This window comes from Pseudomonas sp. TMW 2.1634, assembly GCF_001703595.1.
GTDB classification, from domain to species: Bacteria; Pseudomonadota; Gammaproteobacteria; order Pseudomonadales; family Pseudomonadaceae; genus Aquipseudomonas; species Aquipseudomonas fragi.
Genome location: NZ_CP016849.1, coordinates 2,867,587 through 2,889,207, shown reverse-complemented (window position 1 = coordinate 2,889,207; position 21,621 = coordinate 2,867,587). Strand labels below are relative to the sequence as shown.

At 59.5% G+C, this 21,621-nt stretch carries 28 protein-coding genes and 2 pseudogenes; 14 read left to right on the top strand and 16 right to left on the bottom strand.

Going from position 1 to position 21,621, the window contains the following annotated elements; translation table 11 throughout:
• Window positions 1-55 precede the first annotated feature (55 nt).
• Window positions 56-363: pseudogene (locus BFC21_RS13790) on the bottom strand (DUF3565 domain-containing protein).
• On the opposite strand from BFC21_RS13790, the gene BFC21_RS13785 reads away from it, so the two are divergent.
• Both BFC21_RS13785 and BFC21_RS13780 read left to right on the top strand, forming a co-directional pair.
• On the top strand, window positions 362-847 hold the full coding sequence (locus tag BFC21_RS13785; protein WP_016781816.1) for a peptidylprolyl isomerase: 486 nt from the start codon (window positions 362-364) through the stop codon (window positions 845-847). The pseudogene BFC21_RS13790 and the gene BFC21_RS13785 sit on opposite strands and share 2 nt — an antisense overlap.
• Before the next feature lie 135 nt (window positions 848-982).
• Complete coding sequence (locus BFC21_RS13780) at window positions 983-1,465, top strand: glutathione peroxidase (RefSeq protein WP_016781817.1); 483 nt, start codon at window positions 983-985, stop codon at window positions 1,463-1,465.
• Here BFC21_RS13780 and BFC21_RS13775 read toward each other — a convergent pair.
• Both BFC21_RS13775 and cysZ read right to left on the bottom strand, forming a co-directional pair.
• The gene (locus BFC21_RS13775) at window positions 1,462-2,652 is read right to left on the bottom strand and encodes a glycosyltransferase family 1 protein (RefSeq protein ID WP_088378109.1); all 1,191 of its coding nucleotides are present in this window, start codon (window positions 2,650-2,652) and stop codon (window positions 1,462-1,464) included. The two genes, BFC21_RS13780 and BFC21_RS13775, sit on opposite strands and share 4 nt — an antisense overlap.
• Before the next feature lie 61 nt (window positions 2,653-2,713).
• Complete coding sequence (gene cysZ, locus BFC21_RS13770) at window positions 2,714-3,475, bottom strand: sulfate transporter CysZ (RefSeq protein ID WP_088378108.1); 762 nt, start codon at window positions 3,473-3,475, stop codon at window positions 2,714-2,716.
• Between the two features lie 312 nt (window positions 3,476-3,787).
• On the opposite strand from cysZ, the gene trxB reads away from it, so the two are divergent.
• Window positions 3,788-4,750, top strand: coding sequence for a thioredoxin-disulfide reductase (gene trxB, locus BFC21_RS13760; RefSeq protein WP_016781820.1), 963 nt, complete (start codon window positions 3,788-3,790; stop codon window positions 4,748-4,750).
• A gap of 152 nt (window positions 4,751-4,902) precedes the next feature.
• Here trxB and BFC21_RS13755 read toward each other — a convergent pair whose 3' ends face one another.
• The 6 genes from BFC21_RS13755 to BFC21_RS13730 form a co-directional block, all read right to left on the bottom strand.
• Entirely contained in the window at window positions 4,903-5,244 is a 342-nt protein-coding gene (locus BFC21_RS13755; RefSeq protein WP_095004699.1) for a HopJ type III effector protein, read from the bottom strand.
• The gene (locus tag BFC21_RS13750; protein ID WP_016781822.1) at window positions 5,237-5,533 is read right to left on the bottom strand and encodes a DUF1244 domain-containing protein; all 297 of its coding nucleotides are present in this window, start codon (window positions 5,531-5,533) and stop codon (window positions 5,237-5,239) included. The genes BFC21_RS13755 and BFC21_RS13750 overlap by 8 nt, the downstream gene beginning before the upstream one ends.
• 15 nt (window positions 5,534-5,548) lie before the next feature.
• On the bottom strand, window positions 5,549-5,935 hold the full coding sequence (gene folX / locus BFC21_RS13745; protein WP_029611535.1) for a dihydroneopterin triphosphate 2'-epimerase: 387 nt from the start codon (window positions 5,933-5,935) through the stop codon (window positions 5,549-5,551).
• A complete protein-coding gene (gene folE / locus BFC21_RS13740) occupies window positions 5,935-6,495 on the bottom strand; it encodes a GTP cyclohydrolase I FolE (protein ID WP_016781824.1) in 561 nt (186 codons plus the stop codon). The genes folX and folE overlap by 1 nt, the downstream gene beginning before the upstream one ends.
• Before the next feature lie 24 nt (window positions 6,496-6,519).
• Window positions 6,520-7,230 (bottom strand): dihydromonapterin reductase, encoded by a 711-nt coding sequence (folM, locus tag BFC21_RS13735; RefSeq protein WP_095004698.1) that lies wholly within the window; start codon window positions 7,228-7,230, stop codon window positions 6,520-6,522.
• 88 nt (window positions 7,231-7,318) lie between these two features.
• A complete protein-coding gene (locus tag BFC21_RS13730; RefSeq protein ID WP_088378105.1) occupies window positions 7,319-7,888 on the bottom strand; it encodes an antibiotic biosynthesis monooxygenase in 570 nt (189 codons plus the stop codon).
• A gap of 262 nt (window positions 7,889-8,150) precedes the next feature.
• Here BFC21_RS13730 and BFC21_RS13725 point away from each other — a divergent pair, with 262 nt between their 5' ends.
• The gene (locus tag BFC21_RS13725; RefSeq protein ID WP_095004696.1) at window positions 8,151-9,083 is read left to right on the top strand and encodes a MerR family transcriptional regulator; all 933 of its coding nucleotides are present in this window, start codon (window positions 8,151-8,153) and stop codon (window positions 9,081-9,083) included.
• A 6-nt stretch (window positions 9,084-9,089) separates the two neighbouring features.
• Here the strand turns inward: BFC21_RS13725 and BFC21_RS13720 are convergent, their stop codons facing one another.
• Both BFC21_RS13720 and BFC21_RS13715 read right to left on the bottom strand, forming a co-directional pair.
• A complete protein-coding gene (locus BFC21_RS13720; RefSeq protein ID WP_086798648.1) occupies window positions 9,090-9,695 on the bottom strand; it encodes a hypothetical protein in 606 nt (201 codons plus the stop codon).
• Between the two features lie 58 nt (window positions 9,696-9,753).
• Complete coding sequence (locus BFC21_RS13715; RefSeq protein WP_016781829.1) at window positions 9,754-10,221, bottom strand: PAS domain-containing protein; 468 nt, start codon at window positions 10,219-10,221, stop codon at window positions 9,754-9,756.
• Window positions 10,222-10,321: 100 nt separating this feature from the next.
• Here BFC21_RS13715 and BFC21_RS13710 point away from each other — a divergent pair, with 100 nt between their 5' ends.
• Window positions 10,322-10,777: a flavodoxin gene (locus BFC21_RS13710; protein ID WP_016781830.1), complete on the top strand. Its 456-nt coding sequence runs from the start codon at window positions 10,322-10,324 to the stop codon at window positions 10,775-10,777.
• On the opposite strand, the gene BFC21_RS13705 is transcribed toward BFC21_RS13710, so the two are convergent.
• Window positions 10,758-11,654: a LysR family transcriptional regulator gene (locus BFC21_RS13705; RefSeq protein WP_016781831.1), complete on the bottom strand. Its 897-nt coding sequence runs from the start codon at window positions 11,652-11,654 to the stop codon at window positions 10,758-10,760. The two genes, BFC21_RS13710 and BFC21_RS13705, sit on opposite strands and share 20 nt — an antisense overlap.
• Before the next feature lie 99 nt (window positions 11,655-11,753).
• Here BFC21_RS13705 and BFC21_RS13700 point away from each other — a divergent pair, with 99 nt between their 5' ends.
• The 3 genes from BFC21_RS13700 (at window position 11,754) to BFC21_RS13690 (ending at window position 13,685) form a co-directional block, all read left to right on the top strand.
• Window positions 11,754-12,140, top strand: coding sequence for a CidA/LrgA family protein (locus tag BFC21_RS13700; RefSeq protein ID WP_016781832.1), 387 nt, complete (start codon window positions 11,754-11,756; stop codon window positions 12,138-12,140).
• On the top strand, window positions 12,130-12,816 hold the full coding sequence (locus BFC21_RS13695) for an LrgB family protein (RefSeq protein WP_016781833.1): 687 nt from the start codon (window positions 12,130-12,132) through the stop codon (window positions 12,814-12,816). Before BFC21_RS13700 ends, BFC21_RS13695 begins: the two co-directional genes overlap by 11 nt.
• A gap of 494 nt (window positions 12,817-13,310) precedes the next feature.
• Window positions 13,311-13,685: a hypothetical protein gene (locus tag BFC21_RS13690; protein ID WP_016781834.1), complete on the top strand. Its 375-nt coding sequence runs from the start codon at window positions 13,311-13,313 to the stop codon at window positions 13,683-13,685.
• Between the two features lie 12 nt (window positions 13,686-13,697).
• Here BFC21_RS13690 and BFC21_RS13685 read toward each other — a convergent pair whose 3' ends face one another.
• Window positions 13,698-14,492 carry an IclR family transcriptional regulator gene (locus BFC21_RS13685; protein ID WP_088378103.1) on the bottom strand — a complete coding sequence of 265 codons (795 nt, stop codon included), beginning with the start codon at window positions 14,490-14,492 and terminating at the stop codon, window positions 13,698-13,700.
• 164 nt (window positions 14,493-14,656) lie between these two features.
• On the opposite strand from BFC21_RS13685, the gene hmgA reads away from it, so the two are divergent.
• From hmgA to BFC21_RS13665, 4 genes are all read left to right on the top strand, one after another.
• A complete protein-coding gene (hmgA, locus tag BFC21_RS13680; RefSeq protein WP_088378102.1) occupies window positions 14,657-15,961 on the top strand; it encodes a homogentisate 1,2-dioxygenase in 1,305 nt (434 codons plus the stop codon).
• Window positions 15,962-15,964: 3 nt separating this feature from the next.
• Window positions 15,965-17,269 carry a fumarylacetoacetase gene (gene fahA, locus BFC21_RS13675; protein WP_088378101.1) on the top strand — a complete coding sequence of 435 codons (1,305 nt, stop codon included), beginning with the start codon at window positions 15,965-15,967 and terminating at the stop codon, window positions 17,267-17,269.
• Between the two features lie 11 nt (window positions 17,270-17,280).
• Window positions 17,281-17,919 (top strand): maleylacetoacetate isomerase, encoded by a 639-nt coding sequence (maiA, locus tag BFC21_RS13670; RefSeq protein WP_088378100.1) that lies wholly within the window; start codon window positions 17,281-17,283, stop codon window positions 17,917-17,919.
• Between the two features lie 242 nt (window positions 17,920-18,161).
• Window positions 18,162-19,187, top strand: coding sequence for a Glu/Leu/Phe/Val dehydrogenase dimerization domain-containing protein (locus BFC21_RS13665; RefSeq protein WP_088379524.1), 1,026 nt, complete (start codon window positions 18,162-18,164; stop codon window positions 19,185-19,187).
• On the opposite strand, the gene BFC21_RS13660 is transcribed toward BFC21_RS13665, so the two are convergent.
• From BFC21_RS13660 to BFC21_RS13650, 3 genes are all read right to left on the bottom strand, one after another.
• Entirely contained in the window at window positions 19,163-19,555 is a 393-nt protein-coding gene (locus BFC21_RS13660) for a MerR family transcriptional regulator (protein ID WP_120266265.1), read from the bottom strand. The two genes, BFC21_RS13665 and BFC21_RS13660, sit on opposite strands and share 25 nt — an antisense overlap.
• A 30-nt stretch (window positions 19,556-19,585) precedes the next feature.
• The gene (locus BFC21_RS13655; protein ID WP_120266721.1) at window positions 19,586-20,161 is read right to left on the bottom strand and encodes an NAD(P)H-dependent oxidoreductase; all 576 of its coding nucleotides are present in this window, start codon (window positions 20,159-20,161) and stop codon (window positions 19,586-19,588) included.
• A gap of 78 nt (window positions 20,162-20,239) precedes the next feature.
• Window positions 20,240-20,497: a YebG family protein gene (locus BFC21_RS13650; RefSeq protein ID WP_016781842.1), complete on the bottom strand. Its 258-nt coding sequence runs from the start codon at window positions 20,495-20,497 to the stop codon at window positions 20,240-20,242.
• 255 nt (window positions 20,498-20,752) lie between these two features.
• On the opposite strand from BFC21_RS13650, the pseudogene BFC21_RS13645 reads away from it, so the two are divergent.
• Together BFC21_RS13645 and BFC21_RS13640 are read left to right on the top strand one after the other, a co-directional pair.
• Window positions 20,753-20,995, top strand: a pseudogene (locus BFC21_RS13645) (phosphate-starvation-inducible PsiE family protein); the annotation flags it as partial.
• 142 nt (window positions 20,996-21,137) lie between these two features.
• A complete protein-coding gene (locus BFC21_RS13640; RefSeq protein WP_095035871.1) occupies window positions 21,138-21,587 on the top strand; it encodes a phosphate-starvation-inducible protein PsiE in 450 nt (149 codons plus the stop codon).
• Window positions 21,588-21,621: the final 34 nt, after the last annotated feature.

Here is a 21,621-nt window from a genome sequence, read left to right as displayed (position 1 = left end):
CTTCCTGACGTGGCAGTGCAAGGGCACCCCCCTTCAAACGGGGCTTGTGCCTGAATCAATTGCCAAGATTAGCGCTATCCGCCTCTTGAGCACACCAGCCACAGGCAAAGGGCTGACCTATTTTTGCCTGGCGCTGATCGGGGTCAAGCACCCACGGCCTGGATTGCCAGGGCGGTAGATGGCGCTGGTGCTGGGTGTGGCCGCAGGAGAGCACGGCAACCCAGTGCTGCTCCTCATCCTGACGCCAGGCAATGATCGTTGATGTTTTCAAAATTATCCGTTGGTCTTGGTTGTGTTCGCTTTCGGGCGATTGCTTGGTTAAACTTGCGCACTCATTATTTTTTGCAAAAGGTCTCGCCCCATGACGATCGCCGCCAACAAGGCTGTCTCCATCGACTATACCCTGACCAATGACGCTGGTGAGGTCATCGACAGCTCCGCCGGCGGCGCACCGCTGGTTTACCTGCAAGGCGCAGGTAACATCATCCCGGGTCTGGAAAAGGCTCTGGTTGGCAAGGCAGTCGGTGACGAGCTGGAAGTTTCCGTTGAGCCGGAAGACGCTTACGGCGAGTACTCCGCCGAGCTGGTCAGCACCCTGAGCAGCAGCATGTTCGAAGGCGTTGACCAACTGGAAGTTGGCATGCAGTTCCACGCTTCGGCGCCGGACGGCCAAATGCAAATCGTGACCATCCGTGATCTGGACGGCGACGACGTGACGGTAGACGGTAACCACCCACTGGCTGGCCAGCGTCTGAACTTCAAGGTCAAGGTTGTAGCCATCCGTGACGCGAGCGAAGAAGAAATCGCTCACGGCCACGTACACGGTGAAGGCGGTCATCAGCACTGACAAGTGCTGCTACGCTCACAGGTGAGCTAGCCAGGAAAGGCGCCTTCGGGCGCCTTTTTGCATCCTGGGTTATGAGGGCAATCGGTGAGCTGAACGATTGTTTGAATGTGGATACAGGAATTTTTGGAGTCCGTCATGAGTGCATTTCACGAACTTACCCTGGACGCGCTGGATGGCAAGCCGCTGCCGCTGGAGACCTTTAAAGGCAAAGTGGTACTGGTAGTGAACGTTGCCTCCAAGTGCGGTTTGACCCCTCAATACGCGGCACTGGAAAACCTGTACCAGCAGTTCAAGGGCAAGGGTTTCAGTGTTCTGGGCGTGCCATGCAATCAGTTTGCCGGGCAAGAGCCGGGCAGCGAGCAGGACATTCAGGAGTTTTGCAGCCTCAATTATGGCGTCACTTTTCCTCTGAGCAGCAAGCTTGAGGTCAACGGCCCTGATCGTCATCAACTCTACCGGTTGCTGGCAGGCGAGGGCGCCGAATTTGAAGGGGACATCACCTGGAACTTCGAGAAGTTTCTGGTGGGCAAGGATGGCCGGGTTTTGGCGCGCTTTTCACCGCGCACCGCGCCAGACGATGCCACGGTGATTCAGGCCATCGAGAAGTCCCTGGCTTAAGGCTTCTTTGCTGCGACCTGGACCGCAACCGGGGCTGCGCATGCGTGGCCCAGGCAAGCTCGCTGCAACAGGCTTTCGAACTGTTCGATAATGCCCGCCCAGCTTTGCCGGCTGGCATGGCGGCGGGCGTTGAGGCGCAAGGTGCGCAAGGTCTCGGGAGCCTCCAGCAGCCAGCAGGCGGCTTCAATCCAGGCGTATTCATCCCCCGGCATGGCCAGTACCCCGTTGTAACCATGCCGAATATGCAAACCGGCCGCGGCCTCGTCATAAGCCACCACCCCCAGGCCCGAAGCCTGGGCTTCGAGTACCACATTGCCGAAGGTTTCGCTCAGGCTGGGAAACAAAAACACGTCACCGGATGCGTAATGGCACGCCAGGGCTTCGCCCGATTGCTCCCCGCAAAAAATCGCTTCCGGCAACGCGGCTTCCAGCGAGGCCCGCTTTGAACCGTCGCCCACCACGATCAGCTTGAAGCGGCGCGCAGGATATCGCGCTTGCAGTTCATCGAAACAACGCTTGAGTGCATCCAGATTCTTTTCCGGTGCCAGCCGGCCGACATACAGCAGGGCAATATCCTGTTCCCTGAGGCCCCAACTCTGGCGCAATGCCTGCTGGCGCTTGGCGGGGCTGAACAATTGGCTGTCGACGCCGCGCGGGAGCAGCTCCAGGCGTTGGAAATGCCTGCGCTCAAGCTCTACACGCTGACTGGTGCTGGGCACCAGGGTCAGCGCCGAACGGTTGTGAAAGCCGCGCAGGTAGTGGGTCAGTGCACGGGTAAACAGGGTCAGGCCATGCTGGCGCAAGTACTGCTGGAAATTGGTATGAAAGCCGGTGACTGCGGTGATGCCCAGGCGCCGGGCTACCCGTAATGCACACAAGCCCAGCGGGCCCTCTGTGGCGATATACACCACATCCGGGGGTTGCTGGCGCCAGCGCCTGGTCAGCCGATGGGTGGAGGTCAGGCCCCATTGCAGGCCAGGGTAGCCGGGCAGCGGCCAGCCGCGGCAGAGCATCAGCTCGTCGCTGCTGCGCTGGTTGCCATCGGCGCTCTGGCGTGGGCGTATCAGTTGCACGCGGTGGTTGCGGGCGCGCAAGCCATCGCACAGTTGGCCAAGGGTATTGGCCACTCCGTTGATTTCAGGGGCGAAGGTTTCGGTAACAAGTGCGATATGAAGGGCTGTGGTCATGACCCCAGTGTGGGGTGGGGTCATGACGTCAATGTGTCACGGTGATGATGGATTTATGAAGTCAGCGGCTGCGATTGGCAGCGGCCAGCGCTTCATCGCCGCGTTCGCGCACCCAGAACAGGGTTGCACCGGCAACGGCGGCGGGCATCATCAGGATATTGACCACCGGGATCAGCAGTACCAGGTAAACGATGCCGCCAAAGCTCATGCTCTGCCAGCGCTTCTCGCGCAGCCAGGCGAGCATCTCGTTCCAGCCCAGCTTGTGGTTGTCGGCCGGGTAGTCGATGTACTGGATGGCCATCATCCAGATCCCGAACAGCAGCCACAGCGGTGCCGCGATCAGGTTGAGCACCGGGATAAACGAGAGAATCAGCAGCGCAATAGCCCTTGGCAGAAAGTAGCCAAGCTTGCGCATTTCCCGGGCCAGGGTGCGCGGCACCATCGCCGCCAGTTCCCCCCAGCTGAAGGGTGGGGAGGTATCGACCCCGCGTGCCACGGCCTCGACCTTTTCCGAGAGAAAACCGTTAAAGGGCGCGGCGATGATATTGGCCAGCATGGTGAAGGTGAAAAACACCATCAACGCCACCAGCACCACGAACAGCGGCCACAGCACGTAGTTGAGGAAGCTCAGCCAGTTGGGCAGGGTCGGCATAAGCGTATCGACCCACAGGCTGAACTGATGCCCGGCGAAATAAATCAATCCGACGAACAGCACCAGATTGATCAGCAACGGCAGCAGCACAAACAGGCGCAAGCCAGGGCTTAAGACCAGCTTCAGGCCTTCACGCAGGTACTGCGGGCCAGAGAGAACAGGGGCGGGCATAGAGCACTCCGAGCAAAGGAAAACCGGGCGACCTTAACGGCTTTGTCCGCAGGACGAAAGCCTTGTCGCAGTATCGACAATAACTGTAACAAAGCCGTCTAAAATCGACTTCGACTACATAGAGACCTGCTATGAGCTGGATTGTTAATGCGTATTTCCTTACTCTCTGCGGCCTCTATATGCTTCACCCATATTTTTCAGGATCTGCGCGTTGCAGGCATAGCCTGGGCAGGTTTACGGTTTCTTTTTTATTCCAGCCGGTAAAGCGGCGTTCCGACCCGGTTTCAATGCGGGCGGTCATAGGAGTGAGTCATGTCTGAAGTACGTCATTCGCGTGTGATTATTCTGGGTTCCGGCCCTGCCGGTTACAGCGCCGCTGTTTATGCGGCCCGCGCCAACCTCAAACCACTGCTGATCACGGGCATGCAGGCTGGCGGTCAACTGACCACCACCACCGAAGTCGACAACTGGCCCGGTGATGTTCACGGCCTGACCGGCCCGGCCTTGATGGAGCGCATGCGTGAGCATGCCGAGCGTTTCGAGACGGAAATCATTTTCGACCACATCAATGAAGTGGATCTGAAAAACCGTCCGTTCACCCTCAAGGGTGACAGCGGTACGTTCACCTGCGACGCCCTGATCATCGCGACCGGCGCCAGCGCCCGTTACCTGGGCCTGCCGTCGGAAGAAGCATTCATGGGCAAAGGCGTGTCTGCCTGCGCGACCTGTGACGGTTTCTTCTACCGCAACAAGCCTGTTGCCGTAGTGGGTGGTGGTAACACCGCGGTTGAAGAGGCGCTGTACCTGGCCAACATCGCCAGTAAAGTGACCCTGGTTCACCGTCGTGAAACCTTCCGCGCTGAGAAGATCCTGATCGACAAGCTGCACGCCCGTGTAGCCGAAGGCAAGATCGAACTCAAGCTGAACGCGACCCTGGACGAAGTGCTGGGTGACAACATGGGCGTGACCGGTGCGCGCCTGAAAAACAACGACGGCAGCTTCGACGAGCTGAAAGTCGACGGTGTATTCATCGCCATCGGCCACACGCCGAACACCTCGTTGTTCGAAGGCCAGCTGGAGCTTAAAGACGGCTACATGGTTGTACAGGGCGGCCGTGAAGGCAATGCCACTGCGACCAGCGTTGAAGGTGTGTTTGCTGCGGGCGACGTGGCGGACCACGTTTATCGTCAGGCCATCACCTCGGCTGGCGCCGGTTGCATGGCAGCGCTGGACACCGAGCGCTACCTGGACGGCCTGCAGAACGCCCAGTTCTGATAGCCCGCCCCAACAAAAAAACCGGCCTTGGCCGGTTTTTTTGTGTCTGCCCTGTGGGAGCGGGCTTGCCCGCGATGGGATCGCAGCGGTGTACCTGAATAAAAGCGGCGCCTGTATCGCGAGCAAGCCCGCTCCCACAATGAGTCGCAGTATTACGCCTTGCGGGTCAGCGGCTGGGCTTCGAACTTGACCCCGGCCAGGCCGTGGGCCATCAGTGCGCGAATGTTGCCGTGGTCGCTGCCTTCAGGCGTGGCCAGTACCGAGCGGTAGTGTTCGCCGAATGCCAGCAGGGCTTGCTGGTCGCTCAAGCCTTCGAGCAGGGCCAGGCCCAGGGTCTTGCACGAGCCTTCGTTCTGCCCGGCAGCGTTTTCCACAGGGCCGTTGCTGAACGCCTGGGGCTGGTAGTCATAATGCGCGGCAATAAACGCCAGGGTATCGGCAAAAACGTGCTCGCCGCTGTTGAGGCTGGCGCGCAGGGTGTTCAAGTCAGTCATGCTTTTTTCCTTGGGCGAACGCCGCAGTCTGCTCGGCGCTGGCTTCTTTCTGGTATTGGGCTTTCCACTCGGCATACGGCATGCCGTACACCACTTCGCGGGCGTCATCGAGGCTGATGTCGATCTGGCGCTCGTCCGCTGCGGCCTTGTACCACTTGGACAGGCAGTTGCGGCAAAAACCCGAGAGGTTCATCAGGTCAATATTTTGCACGTCTTTGCGGCTGTCCAGGTGCGCGACCAGGCGGCGAAAGGCGGCAGCTTCGAGTTCAAGTTGTTCTTGAGGTGTCATGGCGTTCACCGGAGGTTATGAGGTTGCAGTCTGGCGGCTTGCCGCCAGCGTGATCGATACCGATTCGGCAAAGCGCAGCGCGTGCGGCTTGTCGACTTCGACTTCGGCATACAGCACCGCGTCGTTGGCCATTACCAGGTCGAGCAGTTCCTGGGTCAGGCGCTCCAGCAGGGCGAAGCGGTTTTCTTCGACGTGCTGGATCACGGCCTTGGTGATGGTGCGGTAATTGAGCGCGTGGTCGATATCGTTATCGCGCACCGCTTCCTGCGCTGCATAGAGGATGGTGAGGTTGATCAGCACATCCTGCTTGTTGAGGATTTCGTCCTCATTGATGCCGATAAACGTGCGCAGGCACAGGTCCTTGACGCGAATACGGGCCATTCCTGGCTGAAGTTGTGGCATTACGGCTTGCTCCGTCCAATCAGTTGCAAGAACTCCATGCGGGTGCTCGGTTCGCGAAATGCGCCGAGCATGACCGAGGTGTTCATGGTCGAATTCTGTTTCTCCACGCCGCGCATCATCATGCACATATGCTGGGCTTCGATCACCACGGCCACGCCGGCGGCCTGGGTGACGCTCTCGATGGCGTCGGCGATTTCCCGGGTGAGGTTTTCCTGGATTTGCAGGCGCCGGGCGAACATGTCGACGATGCGGGCGATCTTCGACAGCCCCAGTACCTTGCCCGTCGGGATATAGGCCACATGGGCCTTGCCGATAAAGGGCAGCAGGTGATGTTCGCACAGTGAATACAGCTCGATATTGGCCACGATCACCATTTCGTCGCTGTCAGAGGCAAACAGGGCGCCGTTGACCAGGGTGTCCAGGCTCTGTTCATAGCCATGACACAGGTATTGCATGGCTTTGGCAGCACGCTTGGGGGTGTCTTGCAGGCCTTCGCGCTCAGGGTCTTCGCCTAAACCAATAAGAATCTCGCGGTAATGCTCAGGCAGTGATGCGCTCATCTAGGTACTTCCTCGCGGGGCGGCTTATTTTAAATGCCGGCCGCCGTTGACGGTCAGGGTAGTGCCGGTCACATGGGGGTTGTCCAGCAAGTAGCGCAGGCTCTGGTAGATCACCTCGGCGCCGGGCTCGATGCCCAGCACGGATTTGGCCAGCGCTTTGGTGCGGTACGCCGCATCGTCGTCGGGGTTGAACATCAGCATGGCCGGGGCGATGCCGTTGACTTTGATCTGTGGCGCCAGTTTAGCCGCGAATGACAGGGTCAGGCTGTCGAGCCCGGCTTTGGTGGCGCAATAGGCAATGTGCTTGCTGCTGCCCTTGCGTGTCACATCATCGCTGATATGCACGATGTCCGCCGGGCTCGAGTGTTCAAGCAGCTCGCTGCAGTGCAGGTTGATCAGATACGGCGCGAGCATGTGGACGCTGAACATCCGGGTAAAGGCGTCGGTTTCATGCTGTGCGGTTTCCGCCAGCCAGGCCGAGGCGTTGTGCACAATTGCCCGCAGGCTGTGGGTGTGGGCCTTGAGGCGCTGAATGAAATCGAGGATGCCGGCCTCGTTCGAGAAGTCGGCAAACAAGGCCGTCGCGCCCAGGTCAAGCAGGGCCTGCACACCGGGTTTTTCGCTGCGATAGGTGAAGATCACCGCATAGCCGTCTGCCAGCAAGCGCTGCGCACAATGCAGGCCAACGCGCTGGCCTGCGCCAGTGATCAGAATCGGTGCAGATGAAGTGGGCATGACGGGCTCGGTGCAAAAAAGCCGGAAACAGTCGCGGCGCAAGGGTAAAACTATACCAGCGTCCGCGACCTTGCGCCCAAGCCCGGCTTCAGTGCCGTTGTGGTGCGATGCTGCTGCGCAGGGGTTTGCCCGCCGAACTGTGCAGCCAGCCCGCCAGCAGGTGCGTTGACAGCGGGATAAACAGATAAACCATCAGCGGCGTCAGGGCCAGGGTGCTGACCAGCACCCGCGGCACCAGGCTCAACTCGCCGAGCAAGGGCGCGCAGGCAAAGTTGAACAGTAATGAGACGGGGAAAAAGGCCAGCCAGATGGCAACGGCTTGTTTCCAGCGCGGTGGCCGCTGGCCACTTGTGCCGAACCAGCCGTCGATGCCGCTGACCCTGTGCTCGGAAGGATGGGCGAACAAGTCACTGCCGCGCAGCAACCAGGCCTTGCGCGACACGGAATGCTCCCAGGCGTGCAGGGTGACTTCGTCGGCAAAGCGGAAGATGATTTGAAATTCGTCGTCGCCGGGTGGCGGGGCCAGAACGCCCGAGCCCAGGTAGCCGGCAAAGTCCGTGGCCAGTTGTTCGCCTTCGTGCAGCCAGGCGATCAGTTCCTGATAGCGGCCTTTGGCGACACGGCGTGCAACCATCAAGGTGACAGGGGAGGTAGACATTGTGTATCTCCATGAGGCTGATGCTGCCCGGGTAGGGCAGGCATAAAACACAGCGCCGGGGTGGTGGGCCGTGTTCGTAAAAACAAGCAAGGATTGTTCCTGAATGCCCGTAGCGCCGTTTCTGGGAGCGGGCTTGCCCGCGATGGCAGCACCGCGGTTCACCTGATACACAGCGCGGCCTGCATCGCGGGCAAGCCCGCTCCCACAGGGTCTCGAATGGCAGGTAGAATCCAGTTATCCCTTTCTGATTGTTGCCCTCCCGATGCCTGTAATGACTGAACTTGAGCCCATTGCCCAGGCTGATGATTGCCAGGGCCTGTATCCGATCCGGGAAGTGGCCAGGCTCACGGGGATCAATCCGGTCACCCTGCGCGCCTGGGAGCGGCGCTATGGTTTGATTGAACCAAAACGCACCGAAAGTGGGCATCGCCTGTATTCCGTGAGCGATATTGGAACAATTCGTCAGGTCATGGACTGGCTTGAGCGTGGGGTTTCAGTCAGCAAGGTCGCGCAATTGCTTGCCAGCACTCAGCCTGTCGAAGACCCGCAACCGCTTGCCAGTGAATACAGCGACTGGCAAACCCGTATCGGTACAGCCCTGACGGCGTTCAACGAGCCTGAGCTGGAGCGCCTGTACGGCCAGATCTTTTCCAGTTACCCGATTGACGTTGTGTTCCAGGGGATTTTCCTGCCGCTGTGGCAACACCTGTTCAGAACCCGGGACGTGTTTGGTCGCACCAGCGAATGGTTGCTATTGGACGGGTTCCTGCGCGGGCGGGTGCAACATCGTTTGCAGTTGCAGGCCCCGCAGGCCGGGCAGTGTGTGGTTGTGGTGGGCATGCCCGAGCTGTGCCTTGAGCTTGAGCTGCTGGTCGCAGGCTTGCTGCTGAGCCGCCATGATCGGCTGGTCCGGGTGCTGGCTGTCGGCCAGCCACTGGAGGAGCTGTCACTGATTTGCCAGAAACTTGAGCCGCAAGCCGTTGTGCTGTTTGCCAGCCACGCGCTGAGCCTGGCACAACAGCGCAGGCTGGTGCGGCTGGCGCAAACCTTGAACTGTTCGGTGTCGCTGGCCGGCGAGGCTGCGAATGTGGCGCAAGAGGCGCTGGCCGGTTCATCCATTGCTTGCCTGGGCAGCGAGGCGCGCTTGATCAATCAACGCCTGGATGCTGATCTCAAGGCCACCCTGGGCGGCTGAGCAATATCAGATGTGCAGCCCGGGGTGCGTCAGGCGGTGTTGTTGCAGGATGTACTGGCGTAGCCGCTCGGCTTCACTTGTGTCGCGCTCGCTTAGCCGGTAGGCATAAAGGCCCGGCTCGGTCTTGCGCTCCAGCGTGCCGCGCAGGGCAATGCGCTCATATCCGTCTGGGCGGAACCACTGGGCAAATTGGCGGGGCGGCTGGCTGTCATGGCGCATTTCGACCAGAACCCCCTTGCACGACAGTTCGGTGATCCACAAGTGGCCGGCTTTACCGCGGATGTTTTCCAGTGGCACCGGCTCGGCCAGCGTCAGGCGCCAGGGGCGCGCTTTGGGCCCGTCTTCGAAGATGCTCGGGGCACCCAGTTGCAGATGCTGGGCATGGAATTCGTCTTCAACCAGGCGCAGCGGAAAGCTCATTTGCTGATTGGCGAATTGCGCCTGGATGGTCACCTGTTCATGAGCGGCAAGGCGTGTCAGCAAATCGCGGATTTGCGACATCCCGTTGACCATCAGGCTGGACGACGCATCCCGCACATTCAGCAGCGGGTTTTGGTGCATCGTTTGGATGAAATCCAGCTCGTCCTGAGTCAAAAGGGCATCGTGAGACATGGATGAGGCTCAAAAAATTGTCCGAAAAATCGTCATAGCGACTATCAGACCTCGATTTCTACGTTTTGTTTAATCCGCTCGTCGCCTTGAGCGCCTGCAGCTCGGCCTGTACGGCGGCCAGTTGGGCTTCAAGCTGGGCGACCCGCTGCTGGGCCTTGACCTGCTGGGTGACGTCTTTTTGCACGCCAATAAAGTACGTCAGCTTGTCGTTCTCATTGAATACCGGCGTGATCGACAGCTCATTCCAGAAGTGCGTGCCGTCCTTGCGGTAGTTGCGCAGCACCTGGCGGGTAGGCTGGCCGCTGGCAATCGCCTCGCGGATCAACTGCAGGCCCTGCTGGTCGCGGTCGCCGGCCTGCAGGAAGCGGCAATCCTGGTACAGGATATCGTCGCGGCTGTAACCGGTGAGGGCTTCAAAGGCGGCGTTGGCATAGATCAGGATATTGTCTTCACCCTCTTGTTCGGCAACCACAATGCCGTCCTGGGACGCGTCTACCATGCGTTGTAGCAAGCGGGCGTTGATCATGGGGTTGCTCTCCTTGGGGTATGCGGATTGGCGCATGGTAAGGCATCGCTGCCAGACCTGTTAATATCCCGGGCTTTTAGTCAGTTACAGGATCAGATTGATGAAAGTCGCCATCCTTTCCGGCTCGGTGTACGGCACCGCTGAAGAAGTCGCCCGCAATGCGAAACAACTGCTGACCGATGCCGGTTTTGAGGTTTTGCTCAATACCCGCGCCACGTTGGCCGATGTCCAGGCGTTTGCTCCCCAGGCGCTGCTGGCCGTGACCTCGACCACGGGCATGGGCGAGCTGCCGGACAATCTGGTGCCGCTGTACAGCGCCATTCGTGACCAGTTGCCAGCCGCCTGGCGCGGGCTGCCCGGCGCGGTAATCGCCTTGGGTGACGAAAGCTACGGCGACACCTTCTGTGGCGGTGGCGAGCAAATGCGCGAGCTGTTTGCCGAGCTGGGCGTGCGCGAAGTGCTGCCGATGCTGCGCCTGGATTCCAGCGTCACGGTCACCCCGGAGGAAGACTCCGAGCCGTGGATCGCGGACTTGATCAAAGCACTGAAGCCGTAACCGGGCGTTCGCGCAGCAGCTCAAGCCAGGCTTGGGCTGCCCGTGACAGGTACGCGCCATCGCGCCAGATAAACGCGATATCCCAGCGCAAGTCATCCGGTGCAGCCAGTTTGAGGCGTACCACCCCGGGGCGCACCAGGCCGCGGGCCACCACGCTGGGCAGCAACACCACGCCCTGGCCTGCGGCCACCAGCGCCACCAGAAAATCCGCCTGACCGCTGCGTCCGCCTTCCCTGGGGGTAAAGCCAGCCTGCTGGCAGGCCTTGAGCACCCGGTCGTTGAGCACAAAGCTGCGCTGGTAAAGCAAAAATGGCGTATCAGCCAATTGTTCAAGGCGCACGCCCGGCCCCTCGGCCAGCGGATGATCGGCCGGGAGCAAAACGTCCAGCGGCTCGTCACAAAACGGCTGATAAGCAAACGCGGGATTTTTCGGCGTCAGGCTGCCACCCAATTCCAGCTCGCCGCTCAGCACGGCCTGCTCGATATTCAAGCTGCCTTCTTCGAGCAACTGCACCTGAATATTCGGATAGCGTCGTCGGTATTCGGCAAACAACCCGGCAAACAGCGTGTTGCTGCCCAGCAACGGCAGGCCTAGCCGCAGCTCCCCCCGGGTCATATGGCTCAGATCGTCCAGCTCGCTCAGTAATTCCCGGTGCAAGCGCAGCATGCCCTCGGCCCGTTGCAGCACTACATTGCCTGCCGCTGTTAGCCGCACCTGTGAACCGGTACGGTCGAACAGCGGCGTGCCGAGGCTGTGTTCGAGCTGCGCCACCTGCTTGCTCACGGCCGACTGGCTGATGTGCAAACTGTGGGCAGCGGGGGTAAAGCCGCCCAGGCGGGCCACTTCGACAAAGGTGCGCAGGTGTTTGAATTCCATTGGTGTGATTCCAGTTTGGAATAGCTGCAAGTCTGACAATTCGTTTTAGGGATGTTAGCAGGCTCTTTAAACTGAAGGCCTGTCTGGAATGGATAAATCATGAAACGCTTCGATGTAAAACGCCTGGGTCGGTTGGTCAGTGAGCTGGCCGTGTTGTTGGCTTTGTACTTTTTGGGCTGTCAGCTGGCAGCCTGGTGGCACCTGCCGATCCCCGGCGGTGTAGTGGGCATGGCGCTGCTGCTGCTGGCGTTTGCCCTGGGCTGGGTCAAGCCTGCAACCCTGCAATTGGGCGCCGGTGTGTTGATGGCTGAAATGCTGCTGTTTTTTATCCCGGCGCTGATGAGCCTGCTCGATTACGGCGTGCTCGTGCGCGACGAGGGCTGGCGCATTCTGCTGGTGATTGGCGTCAGCACCCTGCTGGTGATGGTGGTTACGGCATTTACCGTAGAAGCGGTGTGCCGCTGGAGGCTGCGTCATGAAGTTTGAACTGATGCCCATGTTCTGGCTGCTGTTCACCCTGTTGACCTACGGCTTCAGCCGCTGGCTGTACCGGCGCACCGGGCGTTACCTGCTGTCGCCGCTGATTCTGGTACCGGCCTTGCTGCTTGCCGTGGCCGTGCCGTTGCACACCGCCTATGCCGAGTATTCAAGCAATACCCATTGGCTGATGCTGGTACTGGGACCGGTGACCGTGGCCTTTGCCGTGCCGATCTGGCAGCAACGCAAGCTGCTGGCGCGACACTGGGTGGCGTTGCTGCTGGGGATGCTGGCAGGCAGCGCGGCGTCCATAGGCAGTTCGTTCTGGCTGGCCCGGGCGTTGGCGCTGGACACCTCATTGACCATGTCGCTGGTACCGCGCTCCATTACCACCCCGTTTGCCATGCCGCTGGCCCAGGACCTGGGCGGCGTGCCTGAACTGACAGCGGTGTTTGTGATGTTTACCGGCGTGTTTGGTGCGTTGCTCGGCGGGATTTTGCTCAAGTGGTTGCCGCTGCGCAGCAGCCTGGCGCGGGGCGCGCTGTTTGGTATTGGCGCTCACGGTGCCGGTGTAAGCCGCGCCCGCGAAGTGGGCAGTGAAGAAGGTTCGGTGGCGGGGCTGGTGATGGTACTCACTGGCATCCTCAATCTGTTCGCCGCGCCGTTGCTGGCGATGGTGTTCTAGTTCTTGAATACGCCACATACCCCGTGGGAGCGGGCTTGCTCGCGATTGACCCAACGCGGTCTTGCTGGAGAACCGTGTCGATGCCATCGCGGGCAAGCCCGCTCCCACAGTTTTTTACGCGCATAAAAAAGGCCGCTGTAAAACAGCGGCCAAGGAAGACGTTCATCAAGGAGCTACAAATCAACGTCAGGGTAAATCGGTGAGCAGAGTCGATGCGACTCGATGCGTTGGGCGTGTGCCCGTGCTGGAACGTTCGACAAGAATAAGGGCTGGTCGGCAGAGGAGTAAGCCCGCTTTGGGACAATCTCTTTTACATCTTCGGCAACAGTTGTGCGGCTAAAAAGGCTTGTGGCTCAAGGACCTGGATACACGATAACTATGTATCGCAGGCTCCTGGCACGGATCGTGTTGAATGGGTTTTCACATGATTGCTCCCGGCAGCCTTTGTTGCAGCAAGACGCTGAACAGGTCGGGAGCACGGACAGGAGTTCATCATGAACACTCAGGATAACAACGCATTCATGACCGATAAATTCACCCTCAAACCCAGCCCGCAAGTGGTTGAGCGGGTGCGCGAATTTCTCAATGAGCAACTGCAGCACCTGGCACTGGACTGCGAAAACATTTATCTCAACACGGTCAACAACATTGTCGACATGACGGTCATCTACAGCCAGGACCTGCTGGGCCTGGGGATGGACACGCTGGAGTGGGGCACTGTGCAAGCACACAACGACTGGGAAACCGGGGTGTTCAGCAAGGGTGGCTCGTTCCAGGATATCCATCGGCTCGACCACCTGCCCATCGAGCGCATCGAACAGATGATGAGCGAGCTGCTCGATCAGGCCAAATACAAGTGGATGGTGTGATGCCGTGAGCCATCAGCCCGGCTGATACCCCATCCGCCAACTGATGGCCTGGCTGGCGGCCAGCAAGCGTTTGGCCGCTGGCCCGTTTTCATCGGCGTGAAACAGTGACGTTGGGCCAACCACGGTCAGTACAGCCGCCACCTGGCCGGTTGCATTGAATACCGGGGCCGACAAGGCATCGACACCAGGCATCAGCAAGCCGTGTACGAAATGCAAACCGCGCTTGCGGATCTGGCTGCAAAGCGCCGTGTAGGCTTCAGGTGTTTGCAACGGATGTACCTGATCGGTCTTGAACTCCAGTTCGCGCAAGTCGACGGTTTCGCGATCCGGCAAAAATGCGTTGAACACCAGCCCGGTCGATGAACTGAGAAGTGGCAAGACCGAACCCAGCTGGGTCACTACGGTGACTGCCCGCACGGCTGGCTCAATGTGCACCACGGTTGCCCCCTGATTACCCCACACCGCCAAAAAGCAGGTTTCATTCAAGTCGTCGCGCAGCTCGGCCAAAGGCAGGCTGGCGACTTTCAGTACGTCCATGCTGTTGAGCGCGGCCAGCCCTACGCGCAATGCCTCGCGGCCCAAACCGTAATGGTTGGTGGCGACATTCTGCTCGGCGAAACCGCTGGCGATCAGTGCCTGCAGATAGCGATGCACCTTGCTCGCGGGCATTTGTACGTGTTCGGCCAGGCGTGACAGCGATGTCGAGGGGGACAGCTCGGCCAAGGCCTTGAGGATGTCCGTGCCGACCTCGGCCGAACGCACTTTCTGCTTGCCGGTGCTGTCGGTGCTGCTGCGGGGCTTTTCCATGGAAGTGCTTATATCTCGGGACGAATGGGCGTCTTTATAGCTTGACGCTGAATACCAATCAAATTACGTTATGCGTAATCGAATTACGATAAAAATAACGCAGCGACGCGCAAACGCTTCCAGCGCCGGGCGCAGTCCGCTGCCTTCTCCATGCTGGAGGCTCCATGAACGTCGATTCGCCCTCGTCAGGTCTTGGCTATCAGTCCGGGTTTGGCAACGAATTCAGCAGCGAAGCATTGCCCGGCGCCCTGCCGGTGGGTCAGAACTCCCCGCAAAAAGCCCCCTACGGTCTGTACGCCGAATTGTTCTCCGGTACGGCGTTCACGATGGTGCGCAGCGAGGCGCGGCGTACCTGGATGTACCGCATCCAGCCTTCAGCCAACCACCCGGCGTTCGTCAAGCTCGAGCGGCAATTGGCGGGTGGCCCGCTGGGGCCGGTGACCCCCAATCGCTTGCGCTGGAACCCGTTGCCGATTCCAGATCAAGCCACAGATTTTATCGACGGCCTGGTGGGCATGGCGGCCAATAGCGGGGCGGAAAAACCTTCGGGCATCAGCATCTACCATTACCGCGCCAATACCTCGATGCAGCGGGTGTTTTTCAATGCTGATGGCGAGTTGCTGCTGGTGCCCGAACTGGGCCGCTTGCGTATTTGTACCGAGCTGGGGCGCCTGGACCTGGAGCCACTGGAAATCGCGGTGATCCCCCGTGGCCTCAAGTTTCGCGTTGAGCTGCTCGATGCCCAGGCTCGCGGCTATGTTGCCGAGAACCACGGCGCGCCGCTGCGCCTGCCCGATCTGGGGCCGATTGGCAGCAATGGCCTGGCCAACCCCCGGGATTTCCTGACCCCGGTTGCCCATTACGAAGACACACGCCAGGGCACGCCCCTGGTGCAAAAATTCCTCGGTGAGCTGTGGGGCTGCGAGCTGGACCATTCGCCGCTCAACGTGGTGGCGTGGCATGGCAACAACGTGCCGTACAAATATGACCTGCGCCGCTTCAACACCATCGGCACGGTCAGCTTCGACCATCCCGACCCGTCGATCTTTACTGTCCTGACTTCGCCTACCAGCGTGCCGGGCCTGGCCAACCTCGACTTCGTGATCTTTCCGCCGCGCTGGATGGTGGCTGAAAACACCTTCCGGCCGCCGTGGTTCCACCGCAACCTGATGAACGAATTCATGGGCCTGATCCAGGGCAGCTACGACGCCAAGGCCGAAGGCTTCCTGCCCGGCGGTGCGTCGCTGCACAGCTGCATGAGCGCCCACGGCCCGGACGGCGAAACCTGCACCAAGGCGATTGCGGCCGAGCTGCAACCGAGCAAGATCGACAACACTATGGCCTTTATGTTCGAGACCAGCCAGGTGTTGCGCCCAAGCCGGTTTGCCCTTGAATGCCCGCAATTGCAATCGAACTACGACGCTTGCTGGGCCACGCTGCCCGTGACCTTCACCCCGAATCGGAGATAACCCATGACCCAGACCACTCTTGCCCGAAGCTGGATCAGCTCTGCCAACGGCCACCGCGACTTCCCGTTGCAGAACTTGCCGCTGGGCATTTTCAGCATTGGCGGGTCGGCACCGCGCAGCGGGGTTGCCATTGGCGATGCGATTTTCGATCTGGAGGCCGGGCTGGCGGCGGGCCTGTTTGAAGGCCCGGCCAAGGTGGCGGTTGAAGCCTCCCTGGGCGGCGCATTGAATGCCTTTTTCGCCCTGGGCCGCAGTGCCCGGGTCGCCCTGCGCGAGCGCTTGCTCGAACTGTTGAGCGAGGGCAGCACCCTGCGCGGCAAAATCGAAGCCCTGGGCACGCGGCTGCTGCCACTGGCGGCAGATTGCCAATTGCATCTGCCGGCCAAAATCGGCGACTACACCGATTTTTATGTCGGCATCGAGCACGCCAAAAACGTCGGCAAGCTGTTCCGCCCCGACAATCCGCTGCTGCCCAACTATAAATATGTGCCGATTGGCTACCACGGTCGCGCCTCGACCATTCGCCCCTCTGGTGTTGAAGTCCGCCGCCCCAAAGGGCAAACCCTGCCTGCCGGGCAGACCGAGCCGACTTTTGGCCCGTGTTCACGGCTGGACTACGAGCTGGAACTGGGGATCTGGATTGGCCAGGGCAATGACATGGGCGACGCGATCCCGGTCAGCGAAGCCGGCGAGCATATTGCCGGTTTCTGCCTGCTCAACGACTGGTCGGCGCGGGATATCCAGGCCTGGGAATACCAGCCGCTGGGCCCGTTCCTGTCCAAGAGCTTTATTACCAGCATCTCGCCGTGGGTGGTGACCGCCGAAGCGCTGGAGCCGTTCCGCCGTGCGCAACCGGCCCGCCCGGAAGGTGACCCGCAACCATTGGCTTACCTGCTCGATACCAAGGACCAGGCCAATGGTGCGCTGGATATCGAACTGGAAGTGCTGCTGCTGACCGAGGCGATGCGCGAACAGAACCTGCCAGCCCACCGCCTGGGCTTGAGCAACAGCCTGAACATGTACTGGACTGCGGCCCAACTGGTGGCTCATCACAGCGTCAACGGTTGCCAGTTGCAGTCCGGTGACCTGTTTGGCTCGGGCACCTTGTCGGGCCCCGACCGCTCGCAACTGGGCAGCCTGCTGGAAATCACCGAAGGCGGCAAACACCCGATCGAGTTGGCTTCGGGTGAAGTGCGCAAGTTCCTGGAAGATGGTGACGAAATCATCCTGCGTGCCCGCTGCACCCGTGAAGGTCATGCCTCCATCGGTTTTGGCGAGTGCCGGGGCAAGGTTGTTGCCGCGCGCTAAAGGAGCGGGCTATGGAACTCTTTACTTATTACCGCTCAACCTCGTCCTACCGGGTGCGTATTGCGCTGGCACTCAAGGGGCTGGATTATCGGGCGCTACCGGTCAATCTGATCGCGCCGGCTGGCGGTGAGCACCGTCAGCCGGCGTACCTGGCGATTAACCCGCAAGGCCGCGTGCCAGCCTTGCGCACGGACGAGGGGGAGGTGCTGACCCAGTCACCGGCGATCATCGAATACCTCGAAGAGCGTTACCCGCAAGTGGCGCTGCTGTCTGCCGACCTGACCGTCCGTGCCCGGGAGCGGGCGGTGGCGGCGCTGGTGGCGTGTGATATTCACCCGTTGCACAACGTCAGCGTGCTTAACCGGCTGCGTCAATTGGGGCACGATGAAGCGCAAGTGGGGGAGTGGATCGTTCACTGGATCAGCCAGGGGCTGGGCGCCATTGAACAGTTGATCGGTGACAGCGGTTATTGCTTCGGGCCACAGCCCGGGCTGGCGGATGTGTATTTGATCCCGCAGTTATATGCGGCGCAGCGGTTTAACGTGCCCCTGGCGGCGTACCCGCGCATTGCCCGGGTGGCGGCGCTGGCAGAACAACATCCGGCGTTTATCACGGCGCACCCGGCCAGTCAGCCCGACACCCCGGCCTGACCCCACTCTGTGTGTGGGAGCGGGCTTGCTCGCGATGGGAACGACGCGGTCTATCTGTCAGACCACGGCGATCCCATCGCGGGCAAGCCCGCTCCCACAACAAGCCCGCTCCCACAGGATGTGCTCCCTTGCGGATATGTCCGAAATCCTGAAAAGCGCACAGGCTTATGCCTGCGCACTTCAACGAATTTTCTGGCGCCGCCTATACTGGCGAATACCCATAATCGTTCGAGGGCCTGATGATGTTTGCTCTCATGCAAAGCGCTCAGCTTGAGTCGCTGCACCTCAGTGTAGACCCCGTGACAGGCCTGAAAGCCGTGATTGCCATCCATAACACTCGCCTGGGGCCGGCATTGGGGGGCTGTCGCTATCTGGCTTACCCCAATGACGAAAGTGCGGTGGGTGATGCCATCCGCCTGGCGCAGGACATGAGCTACAAGGCGGCGCTGGCCGGGCTGGCCGTGGGCGGGGGGCAGGCCGTGGTGGTGCGTGCGGCCCACGTCGATAGTCGCGCGGCGCTGTTCGAAGCCTTTGGTCGCTGTGTGGAGCAACTGGACGGGCGCTATATCACGGCAATCGACAGCGGCACATCAACGGCAGACATGGACTGCATAGCGCAGCACACCCGGCATGTGACCAGCACCACTGCTGCCGGCGACCCTTCGCCCCATACGGCGATGGGGGTGTTTGCCGGAATCCGCAGCACGGCGTCGTCGCGCCTGGGCAGTGACAACCTCGAAGGTTTGCGGGTGGCGGTGCAGGGCCTGGGCAAAGTGGGTTACGCGCTGGCCGAACAACTGCATGCTGCGGGCGCCGAACTGCTGGTGTGCGATACCGACCCCGGCAAAGTGCGCCTGGCTATGGAACAACTGGGCGCGCACCCGATTGCCTGCGAAGCCTTGCTCAGCACCCCCTGCGATATCCTTGCGCCGTGCGGTCTGGGCGGGGTGTTGAACTGGCACAGCGTGGCGCAACTGCGCTGCTCGGCGGTGGCCGGATGTGCGAATAACCAGCTGACCAATCTGCAAGTGGCCGATCAGCTCGAGCGGCGAGGCATTTTGTATGCGCCCGATTACGTCATCAATTCCGGCGGGCTGATCTATATGGCCCTGACCCATGAAAATGCAGCCCCCGAGGCCATCAACCAGCAGTTGTTGCAGATCAGCCAGCGTTTAACCGGCATTTATGCCCATGCCCAGGCTGAAAAACGCTCACCGGCACGGGTTTCTGACGAGCTGGCACATCAATTGTTGTATCCCAAGGACTGAACACAGGCCAAGTCCAGCTCCGGGCCTCCTATGGCAAAGCGAGCTTCAAACTCGACCAGCCCCGCATGCACCTTCTGCAACGCTTCTATCTGAGTCATTACGGCGTGTTTTTTCCGGGCGATGGCGTTGCTCACGACCTGCCACGGCAGCGTTTGGCCGCGATGCTGATCAAGAATGGCCTGCATTTCCTTGAGCTTGAAGCCCAACTGCTGCGCGCACTTGATAAACATCAGCAGTTCAACGCTTTGCTCGCTGTAGACGCGATAGGCGCCACGGCGTTGCGGCGCAGGTAGCAGACCGATGTGTTCGTAGTGGCGAATGCTTTTGACGGTGGTGCCCGACAACTGGGCGGCTTTGCCGATATACATGAAAAGTCCTTTTAATCGCCGCCCGCTGGCTCAGCGCGTGGCGAGCTGGTGTGCCGCCTGAAGCCAGGCGTCTCTTTGCCCGGGCGTGGCGTTCAGGATCGGGCCAAATGTCAGGGTAGCTGTGGGTTTTATGCCACAAAACGCCAGTGTGGTTTTGCGAACCTGATGCAGCCCCGGCATGCGGTATACCCATTGGTAGTACCACGGCGGGGTGTCCATCGTCACCAGCAGGTGTGCGCTGCGGCCTTTCAACAATTTTGCAGGGAAAGCGCTGCCCTCACGGTATTGAAAGGCAAAGCCGGGCAGCAGGATGCGGTCGAAAAAACCCTTGAGCAATGCAGGGATCCCGCCCCACCAGATCGGGTAGACCAGCACCAGGTGTTCGGCCCAAAGGATATTGGCCTGAGCCTGCAGCAGATCAGGCTCCAGCGCCTGGACCTGCTGGTAGCCTTCGCGCAGCACCGGGTCGAAGCGCAGATCGCCCAGGCGCATGACGCGTACATCATGGCTGGCATCTTTGGCTGCAGCTGTATAGCTGTCTGCCAGTGCGCTACAGAAACTGTGGGTGCCGGGGTGACCGAGAATGACCAGTACTCGCTTGCTCATCATGACGCCAACCTGAAAGGGGGCCTTTGAGGGTAGGGTCTGCCCCGTAGGGGAGAGTCAAGCGAGTACGCGGCCGTCTTACTCGCTGTCGACCAGCAACTCGGACAGGGCGTCCGGCTGGCTCTTGAAGGCCTTGGCAAACACATCGCGATTTTTCGCCATGTAGATACCGGCTTCTTCGACTTGTTGCTCGTTCAGGGACGGCACTGCTTTTTGCAGCACTTCGGCCAGCAACTCTGCCAGTTCCAGCATTTTGTCATGACGGTCAGCTTCGGCTTTATCCATGAACAAACGCTCCAGATCTCGGCTGCTGCGGTATACCACTTCGACGGCCATTTACCACCTCATATGCCTTCACGTAAATTATCTAGCGATTACTGTATTTATATACAGCGAAAAGAATAAGCCAATCGCCAGCATTTGAATAGCGGCTTTTTCAATGTAGCTGTAATTGGCATGCCCAATCGAGCCAGAGGTGCCTTATGGGCGGCGGTCACCATCTCAACAGCAGTGAGTGGCCTTTTTTCTGCATGTAAAAAGCGTCATGTGCATCGCGGATGATCCGTTCGAGTCGATTCAAGGAGCTGCATCGTGAGAGTTAACAAAGCTGAGAAGCTACGTCGCCAGGTTCATGAACTGGCCGAATCGATGGGCAATCTGTTCGTCGAAACCTTCCATTACCTGGCGCTGTTTGCCATTGGCGCGGTCACTGCCTGGGCGGCGGTGATGGAATTTTTGCAGATGGTGGAGAAGGGCAACATCACGATTGATGACATCCTGTTGCTGTTTATCTACCTCGAGCTGGGCGCGATGGTCGGGATTTATTTCAAGACGAAGGTCTACGTTACTAACAATACATTTCAGGGCGACGAAACCCTTGCACGTCCCGAGAATGCTGGGGCATGGTGCGCGTAATCTATTTTTGACGTAACGTGCGGTTGGCTTGAATCGCTCAATTTTTTGATGGTGGTAGGTAATGACTGAACAAGTGAAATGGGCTGAAACGCTGCGGAAAAAGCTTCATGGTGGTGCCGATTCAATCGGCAATCTGTTCGTAGAAACGTTTCATTACCTTGCGCTTTTTGGAATCGGAGTGGTAACGGTTTATGCGGGGATTTCGACCTTTATAGACATGCTGCAACAGCCTAAAATTTCCGTTGATGATATTTTACTGCTTTTCATATTTCTTGAATTGCTGGCTATGGCGGGCATTTATTTTCGTACAAATCACATGCCTTTACGCTTCCTTTTGTACATCGGCGTTACGGCTTTGATTAGGCTTTTGATTAGCGATGTTTCACATCACAATGCGCCAGATATGGGCATTTTGTACGTTTGTGGTGGTGTGCTTTTGCTTTCTGTTTCGATTCTCGTTGTTAGATTTTCATCTTCAAAATATCCATCTGTAAAAGAAAAGGCTGAATAAGAAAATTAATTGGTTTTTGATTTTGATTTTGAAC

What these genes read in the sequence shown, in the direction of transcription:
- BFC21_RS13785 (WP_016781816.1), top strand. Translation starts at nt 362, where the DNA reads ATGACGATCGCCGCCAACAAGGCTGTCTCCATCGACTATACCCTGACC.
- BFC21_RS13780 (WP_016781817.1), top strand. Translation starts at nt 983, where the DNA reads ATGAGTGCATTTCACGAACTTACCCTGGACGCGCTGGATGGCAAGCCG.
- BFC21_RS13775 (WP_088378109.1), bottom strand. Translation starts at nt 2,652, where the DNA reads ATGACCACAGCCCTTCATATCGCACTTGTTACCGAAACCTTCGCCCCT.
- cysZ (WP_088378108.1), bottom strand. Translation starts at nt 3,475, where the DNA reads ATGCCCGCCCCTGTTCTCTCTGGCCCGCAGTACCTGCGTGAAGGCCTG.
- trxB (WP_016781820.1), top strand. Translation starts at nt 3,788, where the DNA reads ATGTCTGAAGTACGTCATTCGCGTGTGATTATTCTGGGTTCCGGCCCT.
- BFC21_RS13755 (WP_095004699.1), bottom strand. Translation starts at nt 5,244, where the DNA reads ATGACTGACTTGAACACCCTGCGCGCCAGCCTCAACAGCGGCGAGCAC.
- BFC21_RS13750 (WP_016781822.1), bottom strand. Translation starts at nt 5,533, where the DNA reads ATGACACCTCAAGAACAACTTGAACTCGAAGCTGCCGCCTTTCGCCGC.
- folX (WP_029611535.1), bottom strand. Translation starts at nt 5,935, where the DNA reads ATGCCACAACTTCAGCCAGGAATGGCCCGTATTCGCGTCAAGGACCTG.
- folE (WP_016781824.1), bottom strand. Translation starts at nt 6,495, where the DNA reads ATGAGCGCATCACTGCCTGAGCATTACCGCGAGATTCTTATTGGTTTA.
- folM (WP_095004698.1), bottom strand. Translation starts at nt 7,230, where the DNA reads ATGCCCACTTCATCTGCACCGATTCTGATCACTGGCGCAGGCCAGCGC.
- BFC21_RS13730 (WP_088378105.1), bottom strand. Translation starts at nt 7,888, where the DNA reads ATGTCTACCTCCCCTGTCACCTTGATGGTTGCACGCCGTGTCGCCAAA.
- BFC21_RS13725 (WP_095004696.1), top strand. Translation starts at nt 8,151, where the DNA reads ATGCCTGTAATGACTGAACTTGAGCCCATTGCCCAGGCTGATGATTGC.
- BFC21_RS13720 (WP_086798648.1), bottom strand. Translation starts at nt 9,695, where the DNA reads ATGTCTCACGATGCCCTTTTGACTCAGGACGAGCTGGATTTCATCCAA.
- BFC21_RS13715 (WP_016781829.1), bottom strand. Translation starts at nt 10,221, where the DNA reads ATGATCAACGCCCGCTTGCTACAACGCATGGTAGACGCGTCCCAGGAC.
- BFC21_RS13710 (WP_016781830.1), top strand. Translation starts at nt 10,322, where the DNA reads ATGAAAGTCGCCATCCTTTCCGGCTCGGTGTACGGCACCGCTGAAGAA.
- BFC21_RS13705 (WP_016781831.1), bottom strand. Translation starts at nt 11,654, where the DNA reads ATGGAATTCAAACACCTGCGCACCTTTGTCGAAGTGGCCCGCCTGGGC.
- BFC21_RS13700 (WP_016781832.1), top strand. Translation starts at nt 11,754, where the DNA reads ATGAAACGCTTCGATGTAAAACGCCTGGGTCGGTTGGTCAGTGAGCTG.
- BFC21_RS13695 (WP_016781833.1), top strand. Translation starts at nt 12,130, where the DNA reads ATGAAGTTTGAACTGATGCCCATGTTCTGGCTGCTGTTCACCCTGTTG.
- BFC21_RS13690 (WP_016781834.1), top strand. Translation starts at nt 13,311, where the DNA reads ATGAACACTCAGGATAACAACGCATTCATGACCGATAAATTCACCCTC.
- BFC21_RS13685 (WP_088378103.1), bottom strand. Translation starts at nt 14,492, where the DNA reads ATGGAAAAGCCCCGCAGCAGCACCGACAGCACCGGCAAGCAGAAAGTG.
- hmgA (WP_088378102.1), top strand. Translation starts at nt 14,657, where the DNA reads ATGAACGTCGATTCGCCCTCGTCAGGTCTTGGCTATCAGTCCGGGTTT.
- fahA (WP_088378101.1), top strand. Translation starts at nt 15,965, where the DNA reads ATGACCCAGACCACTCTTGCCCGAAGCTGGATCAGCTCTGCCAACGGC.
- maiA (WP_088378100.1), top strand. Translation starts at nt 17,281, where the DNA reads ATGGAACTCTTTACTTATTACCGCTCAACCTCGTCCTACCGGGTGCGT.
- BFC21_RS13665 (WP_088379524.1), top strand. Translation starts at nt 18,162, where the DNA reads ATGTTTGCTCTCATGCAAAGCGCTCAGCTTGAGTCGCTGCACCTCAGT.
- BFC21_RS13660 (WP_120266265.1), bottom strand. Translation starts at nt 19,555, where the DNA reads ATGTATATCGGCAAAGCCGCCCAGTTGTCGGGCACCACCGTCAAAAGC.
- BFC21_RS13655 (WP_120266721.1), bottom strand. Translation starts at nt 20,161, where the DNA reads ATGAGCAAGCGAGTACTGGTCATTCTCGGTCACCCCGGCACCCACAGT.
- BFC21_RS13650 (WP_016781842.1), bottom strand. Translation starts at nt 20,497, where the DNA reads ATGGCCGTCGAAGTGGTATACCGCAGCAGCCGAGATCTGGAGCGTTTG.
- BFC21_RS13640 (WP_095035871.1), top strand. Translation starts at nt 21,138, where the DNA reads ATGACTGAACAAGTGAAATGGGCTGAAACGCTGCGGAAAAAGCTTCAT.